The sequence below is a fragment of the Roseivirga sp. AWQ4_251 genome (genome assembly GCF_056158225.1).
Genome location: NZ_JBSWSW010000001.1, coordinates 2,039,626 through 2,063,608, shown reverse-complemented (window position 1 = coordinate 2,063,608; position 23,983 = coordinate 2,039,626). Strand labels below are relative to the sequence as shown.

Sequence of the window (23,983 nt, the reverse complement as noted above, 5' to 3'; positions counted from 1 at the left end):
GCTATTTATTGGCTCATCAATTTCTATAATTTGCTGTATGATATTAGAAGTTTGCGCAAGCTCAATTGTTTCGGCTTTGAATGCCCAGAATGGAAATGCGGATAGAATAGAATTATGTACTCATTTGGAAGTTGGAGGACTTACCCCGAGCCATGGCTTGATTAAAGTAGTCCGAGATTTTTTGAATATTCCAGTGTATGTGCTTATTCGCCCTCGCGCAGGTAATTTTACTTACAGTTCTTTGGAGGTGGAAATCATGAAAGAGGACATTAAATTCTGTGCTGAAGCGGGTTGCCATGGGGTAGTTATTGGCTGTTTGTCCGAGCAAAGAGATGTTCATCAGGAGCATACTGCCGCACTTATGGAAGCTGCTGGATTTATGGATGTAACTTTTCACCGGGCTTTTGATGAAACACGAAATCCTTTTGAGGCCATGGAAACTCTGAAGGAACTCGGGCTTCAGAGAATTTTAACTTCTGGCCAAGAAAAAACAGCTATGCAAGGCATTGACCTTTTGGCCGAATTGATTGAAGAAGCTGATGACGATTTGATCATTATGCCTGGAGGAAGTATTAGGCCCGACAACGTTCAGCATTTTATCGATATTGGAGCTAAAGAAGTTCATAGCTCTGCTATTCCTTCAGGAAAAATGGAGACTAGCGTAGATATGGTGAAAGAGTTGGTAGCAAAGAAAAACGCCTAAACAGTTAAGCTTAGGCGTTTTTATATCGAATTGAAACTTACTGTTACCAGCCAGTTCTGTATTCTCTTTTCACAAACTGATTAGCCTCGTCAAAGTTGGTAATCTTCATGTTCGGACCATCCCAAAGTAATTTCAAGTAACGACCTGGGTATTCAAATCCATTTCCTTTTGGCTTACGAATATCGAAGCTTCTAAGAGCCAAGTTACCCATTAGGATACTTTCAGTTAATGGACCTGCGTAATCGAAGTCAGAGCTACATTCGTTTTGTTTGTAACCAGCAATTGCTGCATTTACCCACTGCACATAGTGTCCTTCTGGAACTCTTGAAATGCTTTCTTTAACGTTCTTAGTTTGCTCGTCAAGCGCTTTAGGCAATAATCTTGGGTTAGCACTATAAGTATCACACATCATAATACCTTTGCTTCCTCTGATCATAACCCCGTTACCACCATCACCCATAATGTCGTTAGGGCCAAGTTCTTCTGGGCGGGTTGGCTGAATACCACCATCCATCCAGTGAAGCTTAACTGGAGGTTTGCCATTTCTAGCAGGGAATTCCAAAGTAATGTGAGAAGAAGGAGGGCAGCTTTCTGGGAAATAGCCTCTTCTAAATTCACCAACGTAAACTGAACCTACTGAACATTCTACTGATGTAGGATATCCTAGGCCTAAGGTCTTAAATGCCGGCTCTATAATATGGCAAGCCATATCGCCAAGGGCACCGGTACCGTAGTCCCACCAGCCTCTCCAGTTAAATGGAACAAGGTTGTCGATGTATTCTTTTTTAGGAGCCGTACCTAACCATAAATCCCAATCTAATTCTTTTGGAATAGCGGTCTTTTTGTCGGTTGGCCAAGGAATACCTTGTGGCCAAACAGGTCTGTCGGTCCAGCACCAAACTTCAGTAGCATCGCCAATAAGTCCAGCTTGGTACCATTCCTGCATTTTTCTAACGCCATCATTTGAAGCGCCTTGGTTACCCATTTGAGTCACAACTTTATATTTGTGAGCCGCTTCTGTCATTTTGCGAGCTTCAAAAATGTCGTGAGTCAAAGGTTTTTGCACATAAACGTGTTTGCCCATTTCCATAGCCGCTAAAGCTTGAATAGCGTGCATGTGGTCTGGAGTAGAGACAGTTACCGCGTCAATAGCCTTTTCTTGGGCTAACATTTTGCGATAATCTTTATAATATTTGGCGTCTTTGAATCGGTCTCTAGAACCTTGAGCTCTACGGTCGTCTACATCGCAAAGTGCAATGATTTTAGCATTAGGGCTTTTTGCAGATTCAGAAAGGTCAGAAGCTCCTTTTCCACCCACACCAATACCAGCGATATAAAGTGTGTCAGAAGGTGCAACAAATCCCTTTCCTAATACATGGCGCGGCACAATTGTAAATGCTGCACCAGCGAATCCAAGATTCTTCAAAAAACTTCTTCTAGTTGTTTGATTTTTAGGTGTTTCCGGTGTTGACATAGTTAAAAAGTGTCTAATGGAGAGATTTCAATTTCCTGAAAATATGAAAACGATTCCATTCAGGCCAGAATTAAACACAACTTTTGTTTGAGTGGTAGCCTTAATTTTTAGCAATTCATTTAAACAGTCACTCAATAAAGTTCAAAAAGCAAGGGGATAAGTTGAGGAGGAACTGTTCCGTATTTCAAAAGTTGAGTGTGGAATTCTTTATAGTTAAAGTGATCTCGCTTAATTTCTTTCTCCCTTTTAAGTGCCTTTAGCATTTCTCCTTCACCTAGTTTGTAAGACAGAACCTGTGCCGGCCAACGTTTCATTCTGGCGATTTCCCTTAACCCAATGTCGTCTTGGTTTTTGATGTGCTCTTTCCAGAACTCTAAAGCTTGTTCATCGGACCAGCCTAAGTAGTTTATGGCAACATCCAAATACACTCTTGTGGAGCGAATCAAATCCCAATTCCATTTTGCTAATTCTTCATAGGGGTCGGTGTATAGCCCCATTTCTTTACCCAAATTTTCAACATATGCTGCCCATCCTTCAATAAAACCCATATACTGGAGATTCTCTCGATAAGGCTTTACTTCCAATTGATTGTGGAAAGATACCTGAAAGTGATGGCCAGGATTTCCTTCATGAATCAAAAGCCAATCCGTATCTGCGAGATCAAAGGGTTTGTCGAAGAGATTATAATAGAAGGTGTTGGATGAATAATAGCCAGGAGCTTGAGCAAGTTGTGCATTCGTACCTTGCTCAATATTGAGTTTAGGTAATGATTTGAAGTCGGGGAAAAGCTTTGGAAGCGACTGATTTATTTGCTTAAGCTTTCTCTGTAGTTTTGATTCAATTTCCGATTTATTCTGCGTGAAATATGTTTCGGGCTTAGGGTTGGTAAGATTGAGCTTTGAAATCTCAGTTTTGACTTTTTCAATTTCCTTAAGTCCGAAATCCATTATTTCTTCTAAACTGAGGTCTGATCCTGTCCACTTTTTTACAGAATAAGCATACCAAGCCTGCCCGTTTGGTAATTCATAAATACGAGTCGCTTTATTAATGGCGTTGAAATCAGCATTGAAATTTTCGATCAGCGCTATTCTTTCCAAGTTGTTTTCTGCTTCAAATTGAATGATGCGATAGTCTAGTTTAAGACTTTGGGTTAATTTCTCGAAACTGATAGTCTTTAATTCTCTTTCAATTTGAAGAAAGAAGCCTTTTTGCGCTTGTAAGTTCTGGCTTTCAAGTTGGTTTCTTAAGTGTGTTTTGAAGTCTAAGCTTATAGCTGGGATTTCTAGCGCTTCTAAGCCTTGCCCAAATTTGTTGGTTAATGCCTCAAATCTGCTGTCAGAGCTTTCTTGGGCTTGAACGTGAATGAGATAAAAGAAGAGAATAAAAATAAGTGAGAAGCGCATAAAGTGAAATTTTGTATTTCTACTCTTTCTTTTCAAGAAAGGTTACTGGTTACTTTTTAGAAATGAAAATGGCCACCATTTAGGCAGCCATTTTTTCTATAAGTTATGATAATGATTAGTTAGCAGGTTCTAACCATTGTTTCCTCAATTTCAATTGAGCTTCCGTAGCATTAGGATCAAAGCCAATGGTTGGTGGCACAGAAACCTCAACTTTTTTAACAGGAGCTGAGAGTTCTACTTCTTCCATTTCGCCCGAAGCATTTTCTCTGTAAACCGTAAAGCTTAGGGTTTTGATAGTATCTAAATTCTGAACCGTTTTCTGAATGAACATGCCCAACATTGGACCTAATTCAGGAAATTCTTCGCCTTGAAGTTTATATAGAAGGTCTCCATTTTGAAAGCCGAGTGACTTGCCCATCTGATCCATGCTGCTCACATTTTGAAGCATAATATATTGCTTGCCTTTGTATTCTTTGGCGTTGATGTTTCCATTGCCAATGCCTAAGCTATAGGTTAGCACAGTGCCGTTGTCTTGAAGTTTAACACCTACTTGATCGAATATTTCGGCATATGGAAGGGGAGTGCTGCCATAAACATACGTTTTGAAGAAATCTCCGATTTCAGGGTAAGTCATTTTGGTGATTACATCGAATAATTCATCATCGTTAAACGCGGCATTCTTTCCATATTTCTGAGAAAGTTCGGCCATCATATCTTGAACACCATAAGCTCCGTTGGAAAGCTTTCTCAATTTAATGTCGAGTGCCATGCCAATCAGCGCACCTTTTTGATACACATTATAATATTGGTCGGCATACGTGTCCAAAGTCCCTTTACTTAACTCAGTGAAAGGCAGATCATCTTTAAACTGTGAAGCCGTGTTGATTTTGTTCAACATTTCTTGCAAATACTGCTCTGGGCTAATCAAGCCATATTTAACCTGTACCAAACCAGCAAAATACTCTGTCATGCCTTCGTAGAGCCATAAATGCTGTGACATTTTCGGGTCATTAAAATCGAAGTCTTCAATTTCGTGGCTATGGATGGTAAGTGGCGTTACGATGTGAAAGAATTCGTGAGCAGCAAAATCACGAAGTTGTTGTTTCATTTCATCAATGGTTTGTTCAGGCATAAAATACAGCGAGCTGTAGGAATGCTCCAAAGCACCGTATGAAATCACAGGTTGATCGGTGAAATAGAAAATGAAAGCATACTTTTCAACAGGAAGTTTGTTGCCTAAAAACTTACGCTGAGCGGCCAAAACTTCTTCAATGCTTTCAGCAATTTGGTGCGCGGTAACTTTTTTGTTGGGAGAATAACTCGCTACCAAAACATCGGTATTGCCCACGTGAACAACAGCGGTGTCGGGTTTGCTGTACATCAATGGCGAATCGATGAGCAAATCGTAATCGGATACCAAAAACTTATCGATGGTGCTGTTGGCATCGGAAGTTACAAAACCTTCTTTCTTTAAAGATCCACTTAAAGTAGTTGCGACCATTTCAGGTTTTAATCCCGTAGCGCCATAAAAGTCCTTAGGGCGAATAATATTCAATTCGAACTTCTCATTCTTCATTCCTTCAAAATAGCCGAAGAAACCGCTAGTGTTGAGCAAAAAGTTCTTTCCGTCTTCAATGTTTGTTCCCGCAGGTTGAAAAATCTCTGGACCGTCCAACGAGGTATCGTAAGTGTCTTCAACCCAATAAGTGATTTTCTCAATCTTTTTTGCCTTCTCGATTTTCCATGAATTGTCGTCAAGTCGAGTAACTGAAAGTTCTCTTCCTTTTTTGTCGTAAGCCTTAAATTCCGAAACCATTCTTCCGTAATCGGCAATGGCATACGTTCCAGGGACGATCTTCGGCAAGTAGAATATAATCTCTTTTTCTTTGATTTTGGGAGGGGCGAGTTCGACAAGCACTTTGTCGTTAGAAACTCGGGTGAGGTCAATTACATATCGATAAGGATCAGCGGCTAAAAGAGCTGTGCTGAGCAACAGACCGAAGCATATTAATCGGAGTTTGTTCATAAATTTTACTTTAGGTGAAGGGTTTTCTTCACGGTGTGTTCTGAGTTAAGACTAAAATTAGTTAGGCAAAGTTGTGGTATGAATGTTAATAACTGCTAAAAAGTGCTTTTTTCATTGAAGTGAGCAAGTGCATTTTCTTGAAAATCACTTTTTAAAAATAACATTTGAGCCAAAAAAATGGGCTGCCTTTGCAAACAGCCCATTTCATAAATAAATGTCTTTTTGATTACTTCATGGTAGCGATTAGCTTTTCATTTAGTCTCACGTAGTCAGGATTTCCGCCTTCTTCCGCCAGTTTCATAGATTTTTGCGCTGCAGCGAGAGCATCTTGCTTGTTGCCAGTTTTGGCTAACAATTTAGCTTGAAGGTGGATCATCCAATATTGCTCTTGTGGAGTTTCTGAAATCGCTTTATTCACCCATTCCAAAGCTTGTCTAGGATCTCTGTCGGTATCAAAGTAATAGGTAGCCGCTTGGAAATATACTACTGGGTTTGATGGAGAAGCGTCAATTACCTGAGCTTTAATATCGGCCATTACTTTGGCATCAACATCAGATTCTATGGTAAAAGCAACTTTGGTTTTTTCCCATTTCAAATTCAGTTTGGCCGAATTCAAGGTGAAATCTGAAAAGCTTATGGTGAAAGTTTCGTAGTGGCTACTTGGGTGCTGAACTGGCACTTCGAACCTAAGTAAGTCTTCGCTGGCTTCGTAGCCAATTGCGCCCCACCAGTCTAATTTTTTGCTCAAAATAACGGTGGCAGTCTTTTTTGTGAACTCAGTGTAAAGCGCATATTCACCAGCAGGAACTTTGTGGCCATTAAGGTTTACGTCTTGGCTAAAGCTCAATTTGGTTGAAGCATTGGCTCCAGTTCTCCATACTTCATTGTAAGGAATTAATTCTCCTGCTACTTTTCTTCCTCTTGCACTAGGCCTTGAATAAACCACTTTTACTTCTGAAAGCCCCACGGTTCCTTTTAATTCGAACGTTGGGCTAGCTGGGGGCATGGCAATTTGAGCCGATGCACAAACCGCTAAAAGCATCGCGATTATGGATAGAGTGTATTTTCTCATAATGTGTTTGGTTGTTGTTTGATTTAACAAAGATAAGCAAACGGATGCTTAGCCTTTTCTGTTTCAAAGTGAAACAACCTTTAATTTTTGCCAGAATTGTAAGTAAACAAAAAAGGCCTGAGAGAACCCAGACCTTAAATTTTCAATGTAACTCTACTTTTAGTTTTTTACTTCGATTGGGAATTTTACCGAAAGGTTTCCCCAAACTAATTCGATGTTTGCTTTGTCTTTTGCGTTTTTGTCGAAGTCTGTCATGTGAATTTCGAAAGTCTCCACGCTGCCAGAGGTTTTAGTAACCGGTGCTTTAAATTGAACGACATCACCCGATTTATCGTATTGTGTTCCCCACTTATCGGTAATGCTGTTCAAAATGATCGTCCATTCTCCGTTGCTAGGAATGGTCCAAAGAGAATATGTACCTGCTTTCACAGCTTTTCCTCCAAGGGTTACATCTTTATTAAAGCTAATTAAGGTATTGTTGTTAGCTCCTGTTCTCCAAACGGGACCATTTTCGTTAGGGTCGTTTACTAAAGTATTTACGTCTCTGCCATCCAAACTTGGGCGGCTATACTCCAACTTCATTTCCGTATTACCTACTACCTGTGTAATGGTCACTTTCGGGCTGGCTTGAATTCTTTGTGCATTCAATTCGGTAGAAAATGCTACCAAACTAAGAATGAAAAGGGCTGTTAAGGTTTTTTTCATGTGTATTGTTTTAAGTTGTTATCCTATTTTAAAGATTGTGGTGAAGCCTTTCTTTAGGCTCTTAACTCTATACTGAAAAATGAATATTTAGTTTGAACATTTTCTCTTTTAACCTCAACAACGAACAATTCATTCCGAAAAATTGTCGTGTAAACAACCCTATGAAAAAACTCCCGCGATCATTTTATACCCAAGCCGATGTAGTTGAAATTGCTCGAAAGCTCTTGGGCAAGAAAGTGGTCAGTATTCAGAATGGTCAAATGGTTTCTGGTAAAATTACTGAGGTAGAGGCTTATTCTGGCCGAAATGACAAGGCCTGCCATGCTAACAATGGCTTGCGAACTGCAAGAACAGAAATTATGTATGCTGAAGGTGGGCACACTTATGTATATCTCTGTTACGGAATTCATCACATGTTGAATATTGTAACCAATCAGCCTGACTTAGCAGATGCTGTTTTAATTCGTGCTATTGAACCTTTAGAAGGCATAGAAATAATGTATGAGCGGAGAAAATCGAATAAGCTGAAAGGCCTAACTTGCGGCCCTGGCAAGGTTGGGCAGGCTTTGGGATTACTCGCTAAAGAGCATAGCGGAATTGATTTGTTGGGTGATGAGGTTTGGTTAGAAGATCAGCCCTTGATTCCAGAAAATCAGATAGTGACTTCTACTCGAATAGGAGTGGATTATGCGGAAGAAGATGCCTTGAAACCTTGGCGGTTTTATATTAAAGATTCTCAATGGATAAGCAAAAAATAGATATTCTCCTTTCAACTTCGGTTTGGGATCCACAACCGTGGATCGATGGTTTAAGCAATTCGGACTTTATCAATAAGGTGCATGTTTGGCCAACAGACGCTGATTTAACAAATGTTTCCGCTCTTTTTGTGTGGAAGCCTTTGGCTGAAGGTGTTATAGAAAAGTTGCCAAATTTGAAATGGATTAGTTCTTTAGGTGCTGGTGTAGATCATTTGATGAATGATCCTCAAATTCCATCACACATGCCGATTACCCGCATTGTTGATCCGCGTTTGACGATTGATATGGGCAATTATGTTTTGATGGCTATGGTAATGCATCAGCGTAATTTTAAACTTCAACAGGAAAATCAGAAAAAAGCACATTGGGAGCGCATTAGCTACAAAAACCTTAAAGTGGGCGTTATGGGCTTGGGTGAATTAGGTGGGCATTTGGCTAAACAACTGCGCGATGCAGGTTTTGTGGTTTCGGGCTTTTCAAGAACCCAAAAGGAGATAGAAGGTATAAAGACTTTTGATCAAAACGGTCTTGATCAGTTCCTTTCTGATTTGGACGTTCTCGTAAATCTGCTTCCTGTAACGCCTCAAACCTCTGGAATTCTCAATTATGAATTGCTCAGTAAAACCCCAAAGGGCTGTTATTTAATTAATGTAGCTCGAGGCAATCATTTGGTTGATGAAGATTTGTTGCGTTTGTTGGATGAAAACCATCTCTCTGGCGCTATGTTAGATGTTTTTCACCAAGAACCTCTACCAACAGATCATCCGTTTTGGGCTCATGAAAAAATCATGGTAACGCCACATGTAGCGAGTGTCACCACACCAGAGTCCGCAATTCATCTTCTTTTAGAACAATCACAAAGGTTGTTGAAAGGAGAGGAGCTTTTACATCAAGTTGATTTGAAGCGAGGGTATTGAGTTATTGACCTTTTTCTAAGGAAAGAAATGCTTTGGCAGTCATTACTGGAATTGATGAAGTCTTAAAGTCTTTTATATTTCTTGTAATGATAATGTCCATTTGATTTTCCAAGGCAGAGTAATATTGAATACTGTCTTCAAAATCATTAAAATCATCATTGTTAAGGGCCAATTCTAGGATTTTATCATCGAGAGGAAGAGTTTCGATGAGAATTTTGAATTTCCGTAGAATCTCTTTGGCCTCGTTTTTATCCATTTGTCTGGATAGAATGTAATGAAGATTCGCAAAGTTAAGGCTTGATGTGTACAACGAAAATAGCCCGCGATCAGCCCTAGAAAATAGAGTTGCTGCTTCGGTATAGAATTCTTGCCTTTCTGCCAACAAGTCCAAAATGATATTGGTGTCAACAAAGAGCTTCATCATTGATATTTATTGGCTAAGAAATCAGTATAATCATCGCTTTGGTTCTCATCTAGCTTAATCACACCACTTAAGCTTTTCACCAATGGAGTAATCGCTTCTTCTTGATCAATCTTGGTTAAGCTTGACAAATAGCCTTCAATTAACCGTGAGAGACTAATGTTATTGGCTTTGGCATATTCCTTAGCCTGTTGAATAACATCCTTGTTCAAACTTAATGTTAGTTTAGAATCCATAATACGTGTTGATTTTTAAATTCTATACGTAAAGGTAATTAACGAAGTTTCAATTTTCAAATATGGAATTCTGGTTTCCACTTCAGCTTGTTCGTTTTCCATTTCACTCCATTAGAATTACGGTTCAGTGATTGATTCTCTTATTTCATTTGCAATAGTGAAACATATAGATTTGTTTTACTATTGTGAAAATAATAAAAACGCATGCAAAGGATTAACCTAGGGGAATTTGAAGAACTGGTTTTACTGGTTGTGGCTATTCTGAATGACAATGCTTACGGCATTAGTGTGATGGAGGAAATTGAGCAACAAACTGGCAGAAAAATCAATATCAGTGCGGTGCATTCTGCTTTGGATCGGTTGGAGCAAAAAGGCTTTCTGGAATCGGAAGTAGGGGGAGCAACACAAGAAAGAGGCGGCAGGCGAAAGCGATATTTCAAAATCACCATGGCTGGCAACGAAGCACTCAATTTTGTAAGAGAGCAACGCAATAGGCTTTTCGATCAGATACCAAACTTGGGATTGAACCAGTATGCAGCCATTTGAACATGAGCCGCCAAAATGGGCGCTCAGGCTCCTGCATTTTTACTGTAAACCCAGAGCGCTCGAAATTATAGAAGGAGATGCCTACGAGCTTTTCTACAAAAGAATTGAAGAGGAAGGAATTGAAAAGGCCAAGCGGAAATTCGTTTGGGATGTGCTTCGTTTTTTCCGCCCAAAATATATCAAAGGTCTAGAAGATATCAACTCATTAAACAACATTGCCATGTTCAAAAACTATTTCAAAATATCGGTCAGAAGCCTTTTAAGGCAGAAATTTTTCAGTTTTATCAATATCAGTGGGCTTTCGCTTGGGCTTGCTTCCTGTTTGTTGATTGTGCTATACATCACCAACGAATTGAGCTACGATAAATATCATCAGGATGCTGATAGAATTTACCGTTTAGCCAATGGAAATACAGGCCCGTGGACACCTGCGCGTTTGGGGATTCAGTCTAAAATGGATTTTCCAGAAATCGAAGAATACGTTCGTTTATCAGGACCATACAGTCAATCTTTTAAAGTGGGAGAAAAGATTTTTAAAGAAGAAAGAGGCTTTAGTGCCAACTCTACTTTCCATAAAATCTTCACAGTAGACTTTATCGAAGGAAATCCCGATAAAGCTTTGGCCGAACCTCATTCTGTAGTGCTTACCCAAAGTTTAGCGAATAAGTTATTCCCAAATGAAACGGCTTATGGGCAGGTAATTAAGCAAGCTGGTGCTTCTTTGAAAGTAACAGGTGTGGTGGCTGATCCTCCAAAGAATACGCATTTCCGTTATAACTTCATTGAATCTTATCCTCACGAACAGTGGATCACAGTCGGTAACTGGACGGGCAATAACTTCTTTACCTATGTTAGGTTGGCGAAGGGTGTTCCACCAGCTTCGGTTGAAGCTAAATACCCTGATTTTGTGGCCAAATATGCAGGTGCTCAGATCGTTTCCTATTCAGGACATTCTAGTTATGAGGAATATCTAGCTTCCGGAGGAAGAAAATATACATTCTCTCTAAAGCCCATGACGGATTTGCATCTGTATTACCCGAATATGGCTTTGGGTTCAAATGGAAGTATCGATAATGTTTATATATTTTCTGCTGTTGCATTCTTCATTTTGCTCATTGCCAGCATCAACTTTATGAACCTTTCAACGGCTCGTTCTGCAGCTCGATCTAAGGAGGTGGGTATGCGCAAAGTGCTAGGTTCGAGAAGAAAAGAATTGATCCAACAGTTTTTAGTAGAATCGCTTCTCATCAGCTTTTTAGCCATGATTTTGGCCATTGGTTTAGCGGTTTTATCGCTTGATTCTTTCAATCAATTGGCCAATCGCGACTTTGTATATACGGACTTACTTCAGCCTACTTCATTATTGTATTTGTTCGGTTTGGTTTTAGCAGTTGGTATTTTGGCAGGAAGTTATCCTGCATTCTACCTTTCAGGTTTTCAACCCATAAAAGCTTTGCGTGGAGAAGTGAAGACTGGTGGAGGCAATGTTTTCTTGAGAAAGGGCTTGGTAGCATTTCAGTTTGCCATTTCAATTTTTCTAATCATTAGCACGGTAGTGGTCTTTTCGCAATTGCAGTTTATGAGCCATCAGAAACTAGGTTTTAATGCTGATCAGGTGATGGTGGTAAAGAGCGCCAATCAATTGAATAAGAAATATGATGCTTTCAGAAATCAAGTTTTGCAGAACCCCAATATCGAAGGCTTTAGCATTACCAATCAGTATTTTTCCCAAGGTTTATCAGACTATTCTTTTCAAACGGTGGAGCAAAACCCACGCTCTTATGGGTTCAGAACTATGTTTGCGACAGACGATTTGTTGGAAACCACGGGCTTAAAACTTGCCGAAGGCCGCTTCTATTCTAATGATAGAGCTTCAGATTCTACTTCGATTGTGATTAATGAAAGTGCTAAAAAATGGCTGGGTTACGATGAAGTAATTGGTCAAAAATTGAGCAGAGGCCAAAATGAAGATTATACCATTGTCGGTGTGATCGAAGATTTCAATTACGAAGGTTTGAAAAGGGAGATTGAGCCAATGGTGATTTCAAGACTTTCTGATCAGGGGATGGCGATGGAGAATTGGTTTGCTGGCAATTATATTGATTTGAAAGTGACAGGCAATTATGCTTCTGCGGTAAATCATGTTGAATCAGTTTGGAACAAGATGGTTCCCGATGAACCTTTTGATTATGCTTTCCTTGACGACTTTTTTGATCAACTTTATAATGAAGAAAGAAGGTTTGGGAGACTGTTTACAGCGTCTTCTGGCTTGGCCATTATCATTGCTTGCTTAGGTTTGTTCGCATTGGCAGCCTTTACTTTAGAAAGACGACACAAAGAGATCGCGGTGAGAAAAGTATTGGGAGCTTCAGTTCAAAACCTTACAGTATTAGTACTTGCTGATTTTACAAAACTGGTGGCTATTGGTGCTTTAATTGCACTTCCGGTTGGTTATTGGGTAATGAAAGGCTGGCTCTCATCGTTTGCTTACCAAATGAATATTAACAATCCGTTGTTGTTTATTATTCCAGCTGTAATTGTGGCAATTATTGCTTGGCTTACCGTTGGATATCAATCAATGAAAACGGCTCTGGGCAATCCTGTGAAAGCCTTGCGAAGTGAATAACATTTCGACCATGTAGAAACAAAAAGAGGCCAAATTTGGCCTCTTTTTGTTTCTACGGAATTATGCTTATTTCTTCTTAGTGGTTTTGGTTGCTCTGCCTTTTTTCACAGGAGCAGCTTCCGCAAGCTGTAAACACTCTTCTAGCGTTAAGTCCTCCGCAACCTTGTCTTTAGGGATTTTCACATTCTGCTTTCCAACTTTGATATAAGGCCCCCAACGACCATTCAAAACTTGAACATCTGGGTTTTCATCAAAACTTTTAATGTGTTTGGCCGCATCAGCTTTACGCTTAGCTTCAATCAATTCAATGGCTGTATCGATGTCCACATCCAACGGATCGTATTCTTTTCCTAGGGAAACAAACTTGTTGTCGTGTCTCAAATAAGGCCCGAATCTACCAATGGCCGCAGTAACTACTTTGCCTTCAAATTCACCAACCTGGCGAGGCAGCTTGAATAGTTCAAGAGCTTCTTCTAAGGTTATGCTTTCAATGAATTGACCTTTTCTAAGGCTTGCATATTTTGGCTTTTCGGCATTCTCATCATCTGGATCGGCTTCGCCAATTTGCGCCATAGGCCCAAATTTACCCATACGAACAATCACCGGTTTGCCCGAAGCTGGGTCGTCTCCTAAGGTTCTTGAAGATCCAACATCTGAGCGTTTTAATTGCTCGGTATTTTCCACTTTTTGGTGAAATCCACCATAGAATGAGTCGATCATTTTGTCCCATTCCTGATAGCCATGAGCAATTTGATCGAATTCTTCTTCCACCTTAGCGGTGAATGAAAAGTCAATCACATTAGGGAAATGTTCTACCAAAAAGTCATTTACAATCATGGCCATATTGGTAGGGAAAAGCTTCATTTTTTCAGCCCCTGTAATTTCCGTTTTTGTAGAAGTTTTTACTGAACCGCCCTTCAAGGTTAATTCCTGATAGTTTCGTTCGGTACCTTCTCTATTTTCTTTAATTACGTATTCTCTTTTTTGAATGGTAGAAATGGTTGGCGCATAAGTAGAAGGTCTACCAATACCCATTTCTTCAAGCTGCTTCACCAAGCTAGCTTCTGTATAGCGTGGCGCATGACGACTAAAGCCTTCTTTAGCTGTCATATAGTCCAAATCTAACTTTTGCCCGATAGAAAGTGGAGGAAGCATGCCTTTGGCTTCATTGGCGTCTTCATCGTCAGTAGATTCGATGTAAACTTTTAAGAATCCTTCGAACTTGATTACTTCACCGTGTGCACTTAGCGTTTCTTCTCTACTGGAAATGCTAATGGTTGCGGTAGTTTTTTCTAATTGAGCATCGGCCATTTGGGAAGCAATCGCTCTTTTCCAAATAAGTTCGTAAAGTCTCTTTTCGTCATAATTGCTACCTGCTTCATGGTTAGCAAAGTTGGTAGGGCGAATGGCTTCGTGAGCTTCTTGTGCCGATTGTGATTTGGTTTTGAACTTTCGGGTTTCGATAAATTCTTTACCGTAAGCCGAATTTATTTCTTGAGTCGCTCCTTGAATGGCCTCGTCAGAAAGATTTACAGAGTCCGTTCTCATATAAGAAATCTTACCGGCCTCGTAAAGCTTTTGCGCCAACGACATGGTACGAGAAACGGAATATCCCAACTTTCTACTGGCTTCTTGCTGTAGGGTAGAAGTAGTAAATGGTGGAGCTGGAGTTCTTTTGGCCGGCTTTTTCTGTAAATCCTTAATGGCAAAATCAGCACCGATGCATCCTTCCAAAAACGCTTTGGCTTCTTCTTCAGCGTTAAACTTTTTAGGGAGTTCAGCTTTCAGCTCAATGCCATCGTCAAGTTTGAAAATAGCCGTGATCTTGTATGAAGAAGTAGGGGTGAACTTATCGATTTCACGCTCTCTTTCTACTACCAAGCGAACTGCTACGGATTGCACTCTACCGGCAGAAAGGCCTCTTTTTATTTTTTTCCAAAGAACAGGAGAAAGCTCAAATCCCACGAGTTTATCAAGAATTCTTCGGGCTTGTTGAGCATTAACAAGGTCAATATCTATAGTGCGAGGGTTTTCAATGGCCCTCTGAATTGCGTTTTTGGTAATCTCTCTAAAAACGATTCGCTTGGTGTTGTTATCGGCAAGTTTTAAAGCCTCTTTTAAGTGCCAGCTAATGGCTTCTCCTTCGCGGTCATCATCACTCGCGAGGTAAATCATTTCTGATTCCTTAACTAATTTCTTTAGGTTTTTTATGACATCCTTTTTGTCTGCCGTAACCTCGTAGGTGGGTTTAAAACCATGTTCGATATCAATCGCTTTGTCTCCTTTAGGTAAGTCACGAACGTGTCCGTAGCTCGATACTACTTTATAATCTTTTCCTAAAAAACCCTCAATGGTTTTTGCTTTTGCTGGTGACTTTACTATGACAAGATTTTTCGACATATATACCCTCCTATATTCTTTTGACCGCTTCAAAGATGGTCATAAAACTTTCAAAAAAACAAATCAAACATTTTTTACCCTCATTGATTTTATATGAGTACCGTAAAATGTGCGTTTTACAGGGCATAACTTAAAACACTTAGCAATGGTTAGAAATATATTGTTGATACGCCATGCCGATGCTAATATGCAAGGGCAGAACGACCGTGATTTTGAACGTAAATTGAGCGGTCGTGGGGCAGATGAGTCCGTATTGTTGGGCGCTTATATAAAAGAACTACCTTTTCAGTTGCAGGCCATCTATACAAGTCCTGCGGTGAGAGCTTTAGATACTTGCGGAAACTTTGTTCAGCCTTTGGGATATGTTCCCCGAATAATTTCTTCTGAAGAATATTACGAAGCTACTAAAAATGTGATGGTTGCCGCGGTGAGTTGGTTTGACGAACTCTTTCATAATATTGCTGTGGTTGGCCATAATCCTTCAATTACAGAGCTTTATGAACACTTAACTGACGAAAGTGTAGGAGGCTTTTTAACAGCTTCTTGCGCGTGGATTCAAGTAGAAGTAGACAGTTGGCAAGAGGTTTCTGGAGGCACGGCAACGGCTAAGTCTTACTACTATCCGGGAATGGTTTCGGCATAAAAAGCAGGTTTGATTTGGAGACTATAGCCATAAGCCTTTTTCTTTGTAAGAAAAACTAAACTGAATGGCATCTCTTGGTAGACACATTATTGTAGAATATTACGACTGCTCATCGGAAATTCTTAACGATGTAGTACACATTAAAAAAAGTATGGAAGACGCGGCCGAAGAGGCTGGCGCAACAATTATCAATTCCACCTTTCACCATTTTTCACCCTATGGTGTTTCTGGCGTAGTGGTTATTCAAGAAAGCCATTTGGCAATTCATACATGGCCAGAATATGGCTATGCTTCTGTAGATTTATTTACCTGTGGCGACACTGTTGATCCATGGGTTTCCTATAAAATTTTAAAAGAGAAGTTTCAAGCTGGCCACGGTTCTGCTATTGAATTGAGCCGTGGAGAAAAAGCTTTGTTGCAAGAACGCGAGTTCGATATCAACGCAATGCGTGATAACAAAAGCTCTGAAGATGGTAGTCCAATCAGAACTATGGACGTGTGGTTTACAGAAAGAGACGATAAAATAGCGCTTTCTTTAAAACATGATGGTAAGCTTTACGAAGCACAATCTGACTTTCAGAAGGTGGAGGTTTACCAAACTCAAGCTTATGGAAATATGCTGACCTTGGACGGCATGGTAATGACCAGTGAGAAGGACGAGTATGTTTATCACGAAATGATCACCCATATTCCTACTTTGACGCACCCAAAACCAAAAAGAGCTTTGGTAATTGGAGGAGGAGATGGTGGAACCGCCAGAGAACTTCTTCGCCACGATAGCTTTGATGAGGTGGTTATGGTTGAAATTGACGACAAGGTAATTGACGCTTGTAAAAAGCATTTGCCTAGCATCGCTTCGGCTTTTGATCATCCAAAATTGAACCTGATTGTGGATGATGGAATTAAATATGTGAAAGAAGCCGCTGATGGTTCTTTCGATATTGTGATCGTTGATTCTACAGATCCTGTTGGGCCAGCTGAAGGCTTATTCACGGTTGATTTCTATAAGGAAGTTTACAGAATTCTTTCTGAAGATGGCATCATGGTGACCCAAAGTGAATCGCCAAGATTTAACAGCAAAGTGTTTAAAGAAATCTATCAGGTTTACAGATCAATTTTCGGTCAAGATCAAGTGCATTGCTACTTAGCTTATATCCCAACTTACCCAACTGGAATGTGGTCTTTCTCTTATTCTTCTAAAGGTAAGGCGCATCCACAAAACGGCTTTGACGCAGAAAAATCTAAGGCTTTTGCAAAAGAGAATGGCTTAAAATATTACAACGAGCATATTCACCAAGCTGCATTTGCTTTGCCTAACTTTGTAGCCGAAATGATAAATCAATAATGGCTATTCCTGAAGATTTTAATCCTAATGATGTAGGCGTAAAGGGCACCTTGTTTGGGTTGCCCTTTGATACCGATTCGGCAAATGTTATCGTAATTCCCGTGCCTTGGGATGTAACTGTTTCTTACGGAGCAGGAACTGCCGATGGGCCCGCGGCTATTTTAGAAGCTTCTTCTCAAATTGATTTCAGTCAGTTGGACATTGAAGGAGCTTGGAAAATGGGTGTTGCCATGGCCGAAATTCCAGAAGTGTGGTATGCTTTGGGAAAAGACTTAAGGGTGAAATCTGAAGTTTATATTGAATGGTTGGAAAGCGGAAGTTCAGAAGATAGAAGCGAAGAGATGGAAGCCATTGTGGCCGAAATCAATGAGCAAACTCATCAATTGATGGACTACGTTAAGCAACAATCTGAATACTGGCAAAAACAAGGAAAAGTAACGGTTTTACTTGGTGGAGATCACAGTACTCCATTAGGTCATATTCAGGCTTGTGCCGAAAAGTATGGCGAATTTGGCTTGCTTCAAATTGATGCCCATGCCGATTTGCGAGATGCCTACGAAGGATTCAACTATTCGCATGCCAGTATAATGACGAACGTCTTGAATATCGATGAACTCAAAAAGTTAGTTCAGGTAGGTATTCGAGATTTTTGTGAGGAAGAGCAGGAAAAAATTTCAACTTCTAACGGAAGAGTGAAAACCTTCTTCGATCAACAATTAAAACAAGAGTCTTACGAAGGAAAAACTTGGGCCGAGCAGTGTAAAGCGATCATCGCTGAACTGCCTGAGCAAGTTTATATTTCTTTTGATATAGATGGTTTAGACCCAAAACTTTGCCCTAATACGGGTACTCCAGTGCCAGGAGGCTTTGATTTGGAACAGGTTATGTACCTTATCAAGCAGGTAGTCCTTTCAGGTAAAAAGATTATTGGTTGCGACCTTAATGAAGTTTCTCCAAGAGAAGATGAGTGGGATGCAAATGTTGGTGCTAGAGCCTTATATCGTATGATCAACCTGATGGGAGTAAGCCAAGGGAAGTTGAAATTCAACTAAGAATTGCTTTCACAAATAGAAAATGAGGCTATCTCAAAAGAAAATCTAAGGTCACAAAAGCTTATTTCGGAATCTATAACTGATAAAAAATCAGAAGAGGATTCTGAAAGAAATTCAGAATGACTTGTTTTTCGACCTTTGAGAGAGCCTCATTTTTACTTTAAGAACTTCAGTTTCCTAAAGTTCTTTAATTCTGATATTACGGTAGTAAACTTCGTCACCGTGGTTTTGAAGACTAATTCTTCCGGTTTTTGAAGCAGCATAAGAGTTAGACTTTGCCCATTTTCCAGCAGCTTTTTGCTCTTTCCATTCTTCACCACCTTCTTCGAATTCCAAAACTTTTTCACCGTTTAACCAGTGCTCTACGTGGCCGTTATCGTAAACAAGTTTCACCTTGTTCCACTCCATGAAAGGATTTGGTTTTTTACTTTCAGAAGGAGCCATCATAGAATAGTTAGAAGCAACCATTTTGTATGGTTCAGATTCAGTTCTAGAAAATTCGTCATCTAAAATTTGAAATTCTGGACCTGAATAATAGTCTTGTCCCCATTCTGGTTTTTCAACCACATGGTAGAAAAGGCCACTATTACCACCTTTGGCAATTTTGTATTCCAATTCTAAAACGAAGTTATCGTAATCTTTAGTGGTCATGATAGAACGGTTGAAGCCGGCATTTTCTTCGCCAAGGCCAACATTACAAGCAATTGTTCCATTTACAACTTGCCATTGGTCCATAATTGGTTCTTCACCATACATTTCCCATCCATCAAAATTTTCTCCATTAAATAGAGATACCCATTCTTCCTTTTCAGCAGGAGTTGATTGAGTTTCAGTAGTTTCAGTTGTCTTTTTTCCTCCACATCCGGCAAGAATTACGAAAGAAAAAAGCACAATTAGGTTTAAAGTGCGTTTCATAGTTTTTAATTTGATGGCACCAAGTTAATTAATTTCACAAATTAATTTTGAAATGCTTGGTTCTTAACGATATTGAACCTTAAACCCGGAAAACCATTGAACGAGCGGGTGGTTAACGAAATACAACATTTTAAAAACACATGAACATTTTTGTAGGCCGGTTGAGCTACGAAACCCAAGAAAACGAACTAAAAGCGCTTTTTGAGCAAATTGGCCCAGTAAGAAGTGCTAAGATCATCACCGATCGCGAAACCGGAAAATCTAAAGGATTTGCCTTTGTTACTATGGTAAATAGAGCTGATGGCGAAAAAGCGCTTCAGCAATTGAATGGAGCCTCATTAAATGGGCGAAATATTGCCATATCAGAGGCTGAAGATCGTAGGGGAGGAGATAAGAAACCTGGAGCTCCCAACAGGAACACCCAACGATCGAACGATTTTAGGCCAAGAACCGATGAAAAGAGAGAGCCCAGAGCACCGCGTGAGAAAGATGACTCGCAGGATGGTTCAGATTCCTCTTCTTCTTCCTCACCATCAGAATGGTCGGGCGATTCAGCCAGAGAGGCTAGCCGAAAGAACAAATCGAAGAAAAAGGAAAAGTCGAAACATGGAAGAAGCGATGATGACAGCTTCAACCGAAAAAAGAAAATGATGCCCAAACAGAAAAAGAACAACCGCGGTTGGGAAGATGATTTGGACGACTTTTCAGATTTCAACTATTCTTAATGGTTCTCTTCTTGTGTAAAAAGACCTGATATATGAACGCTATGTAGTTTTGTGTATCAGGTCTTTCTTTTTCCATCTACCGGTTTTATACCATATAAAAATTATTGTGGCTGGAATAACGTAGGAAATGGGGAAAGACCACCAAAGGCCTTTAAAACTCAGGCTGGTGTAATTAGAAAGGTACCAGGCCATAGGGAATTGAATGCCCCAAATACCAATTATGGTAAGCACCATAGAAGAAACGGTATTTCCCGATCCTCTGAAGGTACCAATAAGCGCCATCTGAACACCCATAAAGCCAAAACTCAAAGCCGTTATTTTCATAAAGTTTACGGCCATTTCTATAACCTCTTCATCGCCTTGAATAAAGGATTTCACTATGGGTTCGGTAAAAACAAAGAAAATTACACCTACAATGGTCAGAGCTACCATGCCTATTATAGAAGCATAATTGGCTGTTTTTTCTGCCCTTTCCACTTGTTGTGCCCCCATATTTTGCCCCACTAGTGTAGTGCAGGCTTGTGAAATGCCTAAACCAAAAATCACCACAAAACTGATTAAGCGGGAACCTACTCCATAAGCGGCTAAAACTTCCGTACCGAAACCAGCCACCAATACCGTCATCATGGTAAGGCCAAGTGCTCTTGCAGAAATTTCTATGGAAGAAGGTAGGCCAATCTTGATGGCTTTTTTCAGCAAAGGAAAATCGAAGGCAAAGTTTTTCAGGGAAAGGTTGATGTCTGTTTTGCCTGAAAACAATATGTACATTCCAATGCTGATTGAAAGAAATTGAGTGACCAAAGTTGAAACTGCTGCACCTCTTACACCAAACGCGGGGATAGAGCCCCAGCCATAAATAAAGAGAGGATCGAGTCCGAAGTTTAACAAAAGCGTGCCTGCATTAATCAATAAGGGGATTCTTACTTCTCCAATTCCTCTTAAAAGAGATTGAAACATAATGAATCCAAAATTGAAAATGAGGCCTATAAAAATGGTGCGCTGAAAGAGGTTGGCATCGTCAAAAATCTCTTCTTCAACGCCAATTGCCTTTAAAATCTGAGGCGATAAAATATAAGCGATAATGGAAAGGGTAAGGGCAATCAAAAAAGCCATGGCCATGGTTTGTGTCGCCACATGGTTCAGCATTTTTAAGTTTTTGGCTCCTGCATATTGAGCCACCAAAATGGCGCCAGCGAAAGCGAAACCGGAACTCAAAGAAATCAAAAGAAAGTTGATGGGAAAACTGACAGAAACTGCAGCAACAGCATTGGCTCCCAAACGCCCAACCCAAAAAGCATCCACCAATTGATAACCCGTTTGAAGTAAATTGACCCCAATGATAGGAAGGGCCAGCATCATCATTGCCTTAAGAATAGAACCTTCCGTAAGTGACTTCTTGGGGTTTCTCATGCGCCAGCAAAGCTAAGCCTTTTCGTTTTTCCGCTTCCTTTTTTTACTTAAAGATTGAATCAGGTGGCTCGATTTCATTTTTCGGACTTACATATTTTGTATGTTTAAATTTCGTGCTTTTAAAATGCTGAACTGTCACCGATTTCAGCATGATAAAATCGGATAAGGTCAACCAAAATCTCTGATTTTAGTAAAATTGAAGAGGTTCAGAATACTCAATTTTTTATGATAAGAAGTTACCTGAAAGTTGCGGTCAGGCATTTTGCTAAAAAGAAGATCACTTTTCTCGTCAATCTTTTGGGTTTAACCATTGGTATTATTTCTACCGTACTTTTGGTGCTTTATGCCGCTTACGAGCTTTCTTATGATGATTTCCATAGAGATAGCAAGGATACTTACCGACTTCTTAGAACTGAGTTTATTGGCAACAATCGCCAGGTTGTAGCCAAAACCAATCCTAGAAATATCATGTCTTTCAGGGAAGATTTTCCTGAAGTAGTGGCCACCACAAGTCTTTTCAAGCATTGGGATGAGCCTTTGTTAAGCATAGGCGATGTTGGGTTCTATGAAGAAAATTTTCTCTTTGCTGATTCTTCTTTCTTCGATGTTTTTGGTTACGAATTGATTCAAGGAGATCCTAAATCGGCTTTAAACGAGCCTTTTTCTTTAGTGCTAACCGAAGAAATGGTAATCAAGTACTTTGGGAATGAAGAGCCTTTGGGGCAATCGGTGAAATATGAACTGGGCCAGGAGTTTATTGTTACCGGGGTTGTTCGATTGAACTCCCAGAACAAAGCGCATTTCACTTTCGATTTTTTGGCATCAATGCCATCCTTGCGCCATGTGATGTGGTATGACATCCTGAGTGGAAATTACAATGGATTCTATAATTACGTGCGTTTGAGGCCAGGTACAGATTTGAATGAATTCACCCAAAAGTTTGGAGATTGGGCCAAACTCCGTTTTCCGGATCAATCATTGAGTTTTCAACCTTTACTTGATATTCACTTGAAATCAAATGCCATTGCTGAAATAGAACAGCAAAGCGACATAATGTTTGTGCGAGTGGTCATAATCATTGCCATTGTGGTGATTTTATTAGCCACCATCAACTATGTCAATTCTGCGATTTCAAACTCCGTGGAAAGGTTGAAAGAAATGGGGGTAAGGATGGTTTCAGGAGCATTTGGGCCACAGATTTTTGCACAATATATTTCCGAAGCATTGTTGATTATGTTGTCGGCATTCGTGCTCTCGCTTCTGGCTCTGTTCTTTTTAATCACACCATTTAACGAATTGCTGAATATTCACTTGAGCTTTGATTTTGCAGGGCAATGGCAAATTTGGCTCGTGATTATTTTGATCCTTTTTGTTACAGGCGTTTTAAGTGGAATGGCTCCTGCTATGGTCATTCTGAGAATGGATTTGACCGATGTTTTACGCAATGTAATTACCATTGGTAGAATTGGTTTTTTAAGAAAAGCCCTGATTGTTTTTCAGTTTATTGTGTCGGTGGTGATGATCGTTGGGGCGATTACGATCAATAGACAGGCAGCTTTTATCAAAACGAAAGACTTGGGCTTCAATCAACATGGAGTTATGATTGTGCCCATGAAAGATAGAGGTATAAACTCTGGCTTTCAGGGCTTCAAAGATAAATGCGAACAAATTGCGGGAGTTTCTGCGGTTTCAAGATCAAAATCAATTCCTGGGCGCCCTATGGCTACCGGTTATTTCAAGAATGTTTACGATGGCCTGGATTCCCTTTTAATGAATGAAAATTGGGTAGGGGAGGATTTCCTGAAAACCATGGGAATTGAATTGCTATATGGCCTTACTTTTCAGGAAAGTATGAACACTACCATTCGCCCTATAATTGTGAATGAAACTTTAATGCATGCTTTTGATTGGGGAACCCCAATGGAATCCATCAATCAGAAAATTTATCAAAACGGCAATGATTATACGGTCATTGGCGTAGTTAAAGATTTTAATTACCAAAGCCTGCATAGCCAAATCCAACCGTTGGTTATGCATCCTGGTAAAGATTTAACTGATTACATTTCTATTCGTTTTGCCGCGGGCAATTCAGAAATAGTAGCTAACGGATTGTCGCAGGTTTGGTACGATTATGCAACGGATCAGCCATTGACGCATTCTTTACTCACAGAAGAACTGGCTCAGCTTTATGAATCAGAGCGGATTTGGGAGAAAATAGGAAACCTTGCTATGCTAGTTTCACTGGTTATCGGAGGTTTAGGAGTGTTTGGTTTGGTGTCTTTGGTGGTTCAAAAACGTTTTAAAGAAATTGGAGTCAGGAAGATTTTTGGAGCCAGCCATGGCAATATCGTTTTGCTGGTTTACTACGAATTTTTGTTCATTCTGCTGATAACACTTCTTATCGCAAGTCCTTTGGGCTATTATTTCGCGAGTTTGTGGCTAACTGATTTTGCCTATCGCATTTTAGTGCCTATAGATGCGTTTTTCACGGCAATGGCCATTTTGGCTGGAGTAACTTGTTTGGCTGTTTTGTTTCACACTTTCCGAGCCTTAAGCAAAAACCCGATTCATTCTTTGAAAGATTAAGGAATTCGGTACCTAAAAGA

At 40.0% G+C, this 23,983-nt stretch carries 20 protein-coding genes; 10 read left to right on the top strand and 10 right to left on the bottom strand.

Annotated elements, in window-relative coordinates:
• Positions 1–37 precede the first annotated feature (37 nt).
• Positions 38–703 carry a copper homeostasis protein CutC gene (locus ACXACJ_RS08980; protein WP_475134027.1) on the top strand — a complete coding sequence of 222 codons (666 nt, stop codon included), beginning with the start codon at positions 38–40 and terminating at the stop codon, positions 701–703.
• 43 nt (positions 704–746) lie between these two features.
• Here the strand turns inward: ACXACJ_RS08980 and ACXACJ_RS08975 are convergent, their stop codons facing one another.
• From ACXACJ_RS08975 to ACXACJ_RS08955, 5 genes are all read right to left on the bottom strand, one after another.
• Positions 747–2,177 carry a Gfo/Idh/MocA family protein gene (locus tag ACXACJ_RS08975; RefSeq protein ID WP_475134026.1) on the bottom strand — a complete coding sequence of 477 codons (1,431 nt, stop codon included), beginning with the start codon at positions 2,175–2,177 and terminating at the stop codon, positions 747–749.
• A gap of 131 nt (positions 2,178–2,308) precedes the next feature.
• The gene (locus tag ACXACJ_RS08970) at positions 2,309–3,580 is read right to left on the bottom strand and encodes a DUF885 domain-containing protein (RefSeq protein ID WP_475134025.1); all 1,272 of its coding nucleotides are present in this window, start codon (positions 3,578–3,580) and stop codon (positions 2,309–2,311) included.
• 115 nt (positions 3,581–3,695) lie between these two features.
• The gene (locus tag ACXACJ_RS08965) at positions 3,696–5,606 is read right to left on the bottom strand and encodes a M61 family metallopeptidase (protein ID WP_475134024.1); all 1,911 of its coding nucleotides are present in this window, start codon (positions 5,604–5,606) and stop codon (positions 3,696–3,698) included.
• A 226-nt stretch (positions 5,607–5,832) separates the two neighbouring features.
• Positions 5,833–6,678, bottom strand: coding sequence for a DUF2911 domain-containing protein (locus tag ACXACJ_RS08960; RefSeq protein WP_475134023.1), 846 nt, complete (start codon positions 6,676–6,678; stop codon positions 5,833–5,835).
• A 159-nt stretch (positions 6,679–6,837) separates the two neighbouring features.
• Positions 6,838–7,383, bottom strand: coding sequence for a DUF2911 domain-containing protein (locus ACXACJ_RS08955; RefSeq protein ID WP_475134022.1), 546 nt, complete (start codon positions 7,381–7,383; stop codon positions 6,838–6,840).
• A gap of 161 nt (positions 7,384–7,544) precedes the next feature.
• On the opposite strand from ACXACJ_RS08955, the gene ACXACJ_RS08950 reads away from it, so the two are divergent.
• On the top strand, positions 7,545–8,141 hold the full coding sequence (locus tag ACXACJ_RS08950; protein WP_475134021.1) for a DNA-3-methyladenine glycosylase: 597 nt from the start codon (positions 7,545–7,547) through the stop codon (positions 8,139–8,141).
• Positions 8,123–9,058 (top strand): 2-hydroxyacid dehydrogenase, encoded by a 936-nt coding sequence (locus tag ACXACJ_RS08945; RefSeq protein ID WP_475134020.1) that lies wholly within the window; start codon positions 8,123–8,125, stop codon positions 9,056–9,058. The genes ACXACJ_RS08950 and ACXACJ_RS08945 overlap by 19 nt, the downstream gene beginning before the upstream one ends.
• Position 9,059: 1 nt before the next feature.
• On the opposite strand, the gene ACXACJ_RS08940 is transcribed toward ACXACJ_RS08945, so the two are convergent.
• Both ACXACJ_RS08940 and ACXACJ_RS08935 read right to left on the bottom strand, forming a co-directional pair.
• Positions 9,060–9,482: a type II toxin-antitoxin system VapC family toxin gene (locus tag ACXACJ_RS08940; protein ID WP_475134019.1), complete on the bottom strand. Its 423-nt coding sequence runs from the start codon at positions 9,480–9,482 to the stop codon at positions 9,060–9,062.
• A complete protein-coding gene (locus ACXACJ_RS08935; protein WP_475134018.1) occupies positions 9,479–9,715 on the bottom strand; it encodes a DUF6364 family protein in 237 nt (78 codons plus the stop codon). The genes ACXACJ_RS08940 and ACXACJ_RS08935 overlap by 4 nt, the downstream gene beginning before the upstream one ends.
• Before the next feature lie 204 nt (positions 9,716–9,919).
• Here ACXACJ_RS08935 and ACXACJ_RS08930 point away from each other — a divergent pair, with 204 nt between their 5' ends.
• Complete coding sequence (locus ACXACJ_RS08930) at positions 9,920–10,261, top strand: PadR family transcriptional regulator (RefSeq protein ID WP_475134017.1); 342 nt, start codon at positions 9,920–9,922, stop codon at positions 10,259–10,261.
• Positions 10,248–12,887 (top strand): ABC transporter permease, encoded by a 2,640-nt coding sequence (locus ACXACJ_RS08925; RefSeq protein WP_475134016.1) that lies wholly within the window; start codon positions 10,248–10,250, stop codon positions 12,885–12,887. The genes ACXACJ_RS08930 and ACXACJ_RS08925 overlap by 14 nt, the downstream gene beginning before the upstream one ends.
• 66 nt (positions 12,888–12,953) lie before the next feature.
• On the opposite strand, the gene topA is transcribed toward ACXACJ_RS08925, so the two are convergent.
• Positions 12,954–15,287: a type I DNA topoisomerase gene (gene topA / locus ACXACJ_RS08920; protein ID WP_475134015.1), complete on the bottom strand. Its 2,334-nt coding sequence runs from the start codon at positions 15,285–15,287 to the stop codon at positions 12,954–12,956.
• Between the two features lie 145 nt (positions 15,288–15,432).
• Here topA and ACXACJ_RS08915 point away from each other — a divergent pair, with 145 nt between their 5' ends.
• The 3 genes from ACXACJ_RS08915 (at position 15,433) to ACXACJ_RS08905 (ending at position 18,327) form a co-directional block, all read left to right on the top strand.
• Entirely contained in the window at positions 15,433–15,930 is a 498-nt protein-coding gene (locus tag ACXACJ_RS08915; RefSeq protein ID WP_475134014.1) for a SixA phosphatase family protein, read from the top strand.
• Between the two features lie 64 nt (positions 15,931–15,994).
• A complete protein-coding gene (gene speE, locus ACXACJ_RS08910; RefSeq protein ID WP_475134013.1) occupies positions 15,995–17,275 on the top strand; it encodes a polyamine aminopropyltransferase in 1,281 nt (426 codons plus the stop codon).
• Entirely contained in the window at positions 17,275–18,327 is a 1,053-nt protein-coding gene (locus ACXACJ_RS08905) for an agmatinase family protein (protein WP_475134012.1), read from the top strand. Before speE ends, ACXACJ_RS08905 begins: the two co-directional genes overlap by 1 nt.
• Before the next feature lie 177 nt (positions 18,328–18,504).
• Here the strand turns inward: ACXACJ_RS08905 and ACXACJ_RS08900 are convergent, their stop codons facing one another.
• Complete coding sequence (locus tag ACXACJ_RS08900) at positions 18,505–19,242, bottom strand: 3-keto-disaccharide hydrolase (protein ID WP_475134011.1); 738 nt, start codon at positions 19,240–19,242, stop codon at positions 18,505–18,507.
• Positions 19,243–19,382: 140 nt separating this feature from the next.
• Between ACXACJ_RS08900 and ACXACJ_RS08895 the strand changes: the two genes are divergently transcribed.
• A complete protein-coding gene (locus tag ACXACJ_RS08895) occupies positions 19,383–19,967 on the top strand; it encodes an RNA recognition motif domain-containing protein (RefSeq protein WP_475134010.1) in 585 nt (194 codons plus the stop codon).
• 39 nt (positions 19,968–20,006) lie between these two features.
• Here the strand turns inward: ACXACJ_RS08895 and ACXACJ_RS08890 are convergent, their stop codons facing one another.
• Positions 20,007–21,377: an MATE family efflux transporter gene (locus ACXACJ_RS08890; RefSeq protein ID WP_475134009.1), complete on the bottom strand. Its 1,371-nt coding sequence runs from the start codon at positions 21,375–21,377 to the stop codon at positions 20,007–20,009.
• Positions 21,378–21,602: 225 nt separating this feature from the next.
• Between ACXACJ_RS08890 and ACXACJ_RS08885 the strand changes: the two genes are divergently transcribed.
• Positions 21,603–23,963, top strand: a complete 2,361-nt coding sequence (locus tag ACXACJ_RS08885; RefSeq protein ID WP_475134008.1) for an ABC transporter permease — start codon at positions 21,603–21,605, stop codon at positions 23,961–23,963.
• Positions 23,964–23,983 lie beyond the last annotated feature (20 nt).

What these genes read in the sequence shown, in the direction of transcription:
- ACXACJ_RS08980 (WP_475134027.1), top strand. Translation starts at nt 38, where the DNA reads ATGATATTAGAAGTTTGCGCAAGCTCAATTGTTTCGGCTTTGAATGCC.
- ACXACJ_RS08975 (WP_475134026.1), bottom strand. Translation starts at nt 2,177, where the DNA reads ATGTCAACACCGGAAACACCTAAAAATCAAACAACTAGAAGAAGTTTT.
- ACXACJ_RS08970 (WP_475134025.1), bottom strand. Translation starts at nt 3,580, where the DNA reads ATGCGCTTCTCACTTATTTTTATTCTCTTCTTTTATCTCATTCACGTT.
- ACXACJ_RS08965 (WP_475134024.1), bottom strand. Translation starts at nt 5,606, where the DNA reads ATGAACAAACTCCGATTAATATGCTTCGGTCTGTTGCTCAGCACAGCT.
- ACXACJ_RS08960 (WP_475134023.1), bottom strand. Translation starts at nt 6,678, where the DNA reads ATGAGAAAATACACTCTATCCATAATCGCGATGCTTTTAGCGGTTTGT.
- ACXACJ_RS08955 (WP_475134022.1), bottom strand. Translation starts at nt 7,383, where the DNA reads ATGAAAAAAACCTTAACAGCCCTTTTCATTCTTAGTTTGGTAGCATTT.
- ACXACJ_RS08950 (WP_475134021.1), top strand. Translation starts at nt 7,545, where the DNA reads ATGAAAAAACTCCCGCGATCATTTTATACCCAAGCCGATGTAGTTGAA.
- ACXACJ_RS08945 (WP_475134020.1), top strand. Translation starts at nt 8,123, where the DNA reads ATGGATAAGCAAAAAATAGATATTCTCCTTTCAACTTCGGTTTGGGAT.
- ACXACJ_RS08940 (WP_475134019.1), bottom strand. Translation starts at nt 9,482, where the DNA reads ATGATGAAGCTCTTTGTTGACACCAATATCATTTTGGACTTGTTGGCA.
- ACXACJ_RS08935 (WP_475134018.1), bottom strand. Translation starts at nt 9,715, where the DNA reads ATGGATTCTAAACTAACATTAAGTTTGAACAAGGATGTTATTCAACAG.
- ACXACJ_RS08930 (WP_475134017.1), top strand. Translation starts at nt 9,920, where the DNA reads ATGCAAAGGATTAACCTAGGGGAATTTGAAGAACTGGTTTTACTGGTT.
- ACXACJ_RS08925 (WP_475134016.1), top strand. Translation starts at nt 10,248, where the DNA reads ATGCAGCCATTTGAACATGAGCCGCCAAAATGGGCGCTCAGGCTCCTG.
- topA (WP_475134015.1), bottom strand. Translation starts at nt 15,287, where the DNA reads ATGTCGAAAAATCTTGTCATAGTAAAGTCACCAGCAAAAGCAAAAACC.
- ACXACJ_RS08915 (WP_475134014.1), top strand. Translation starts at nt 15,433, where the DNA reads ATGGTTAGAAATATATTGTTGATACGCCATGCCGATGCTAATATGCAA.
- speE (WP_475134013.1), top strand. Translation starts at nt 15,995, where the DNA reads ATGGCATCTCTTGGTAGACACATTATTGTAGAATATTACGACTGCTCA.
- ACXACJ_RS08905 (WP_475134012.1), top strand. Translation starts at nt 17,275, where the DNA reads ATGGCTATTCCTGAAGATTTTAATCCTAATGATGTAGGCGTAAAGGGC.
- ACXACJ_RS08900 (WP_475134011.1), bottom strand. Translation starts at nt 19,242, where the DNA reads ATGAAACGCACTTTAAACCTAATTGTGCTTTTTTCTTTCGTAATTCTT.
- ACXACJ_RS08895 (WP_475134010.1), top strand. Translation starts at nt 19,383, where the DNA reads ATGAACATTTTTGTAGGCCGGTTGAGCTACGAAACCCAAGAAAACGAA.
- ACXACJ_RS08890 (WP_475134009.1), bottom strand. Translation starts at nt 21,377, where the DNA reads ATGAGAAACCCCAAGAAGTCACTTACGGAAGGTTCTATTCTTAAGGCA.
- ACXACJ_RS08885 (WP_475134008.1), top strand. Translation starts at nt 21,603, where the DNA reads ATGATAAGAAGTTACCTGAAAGTTGCGGTCAGGCATTTTGCTAAAAAG.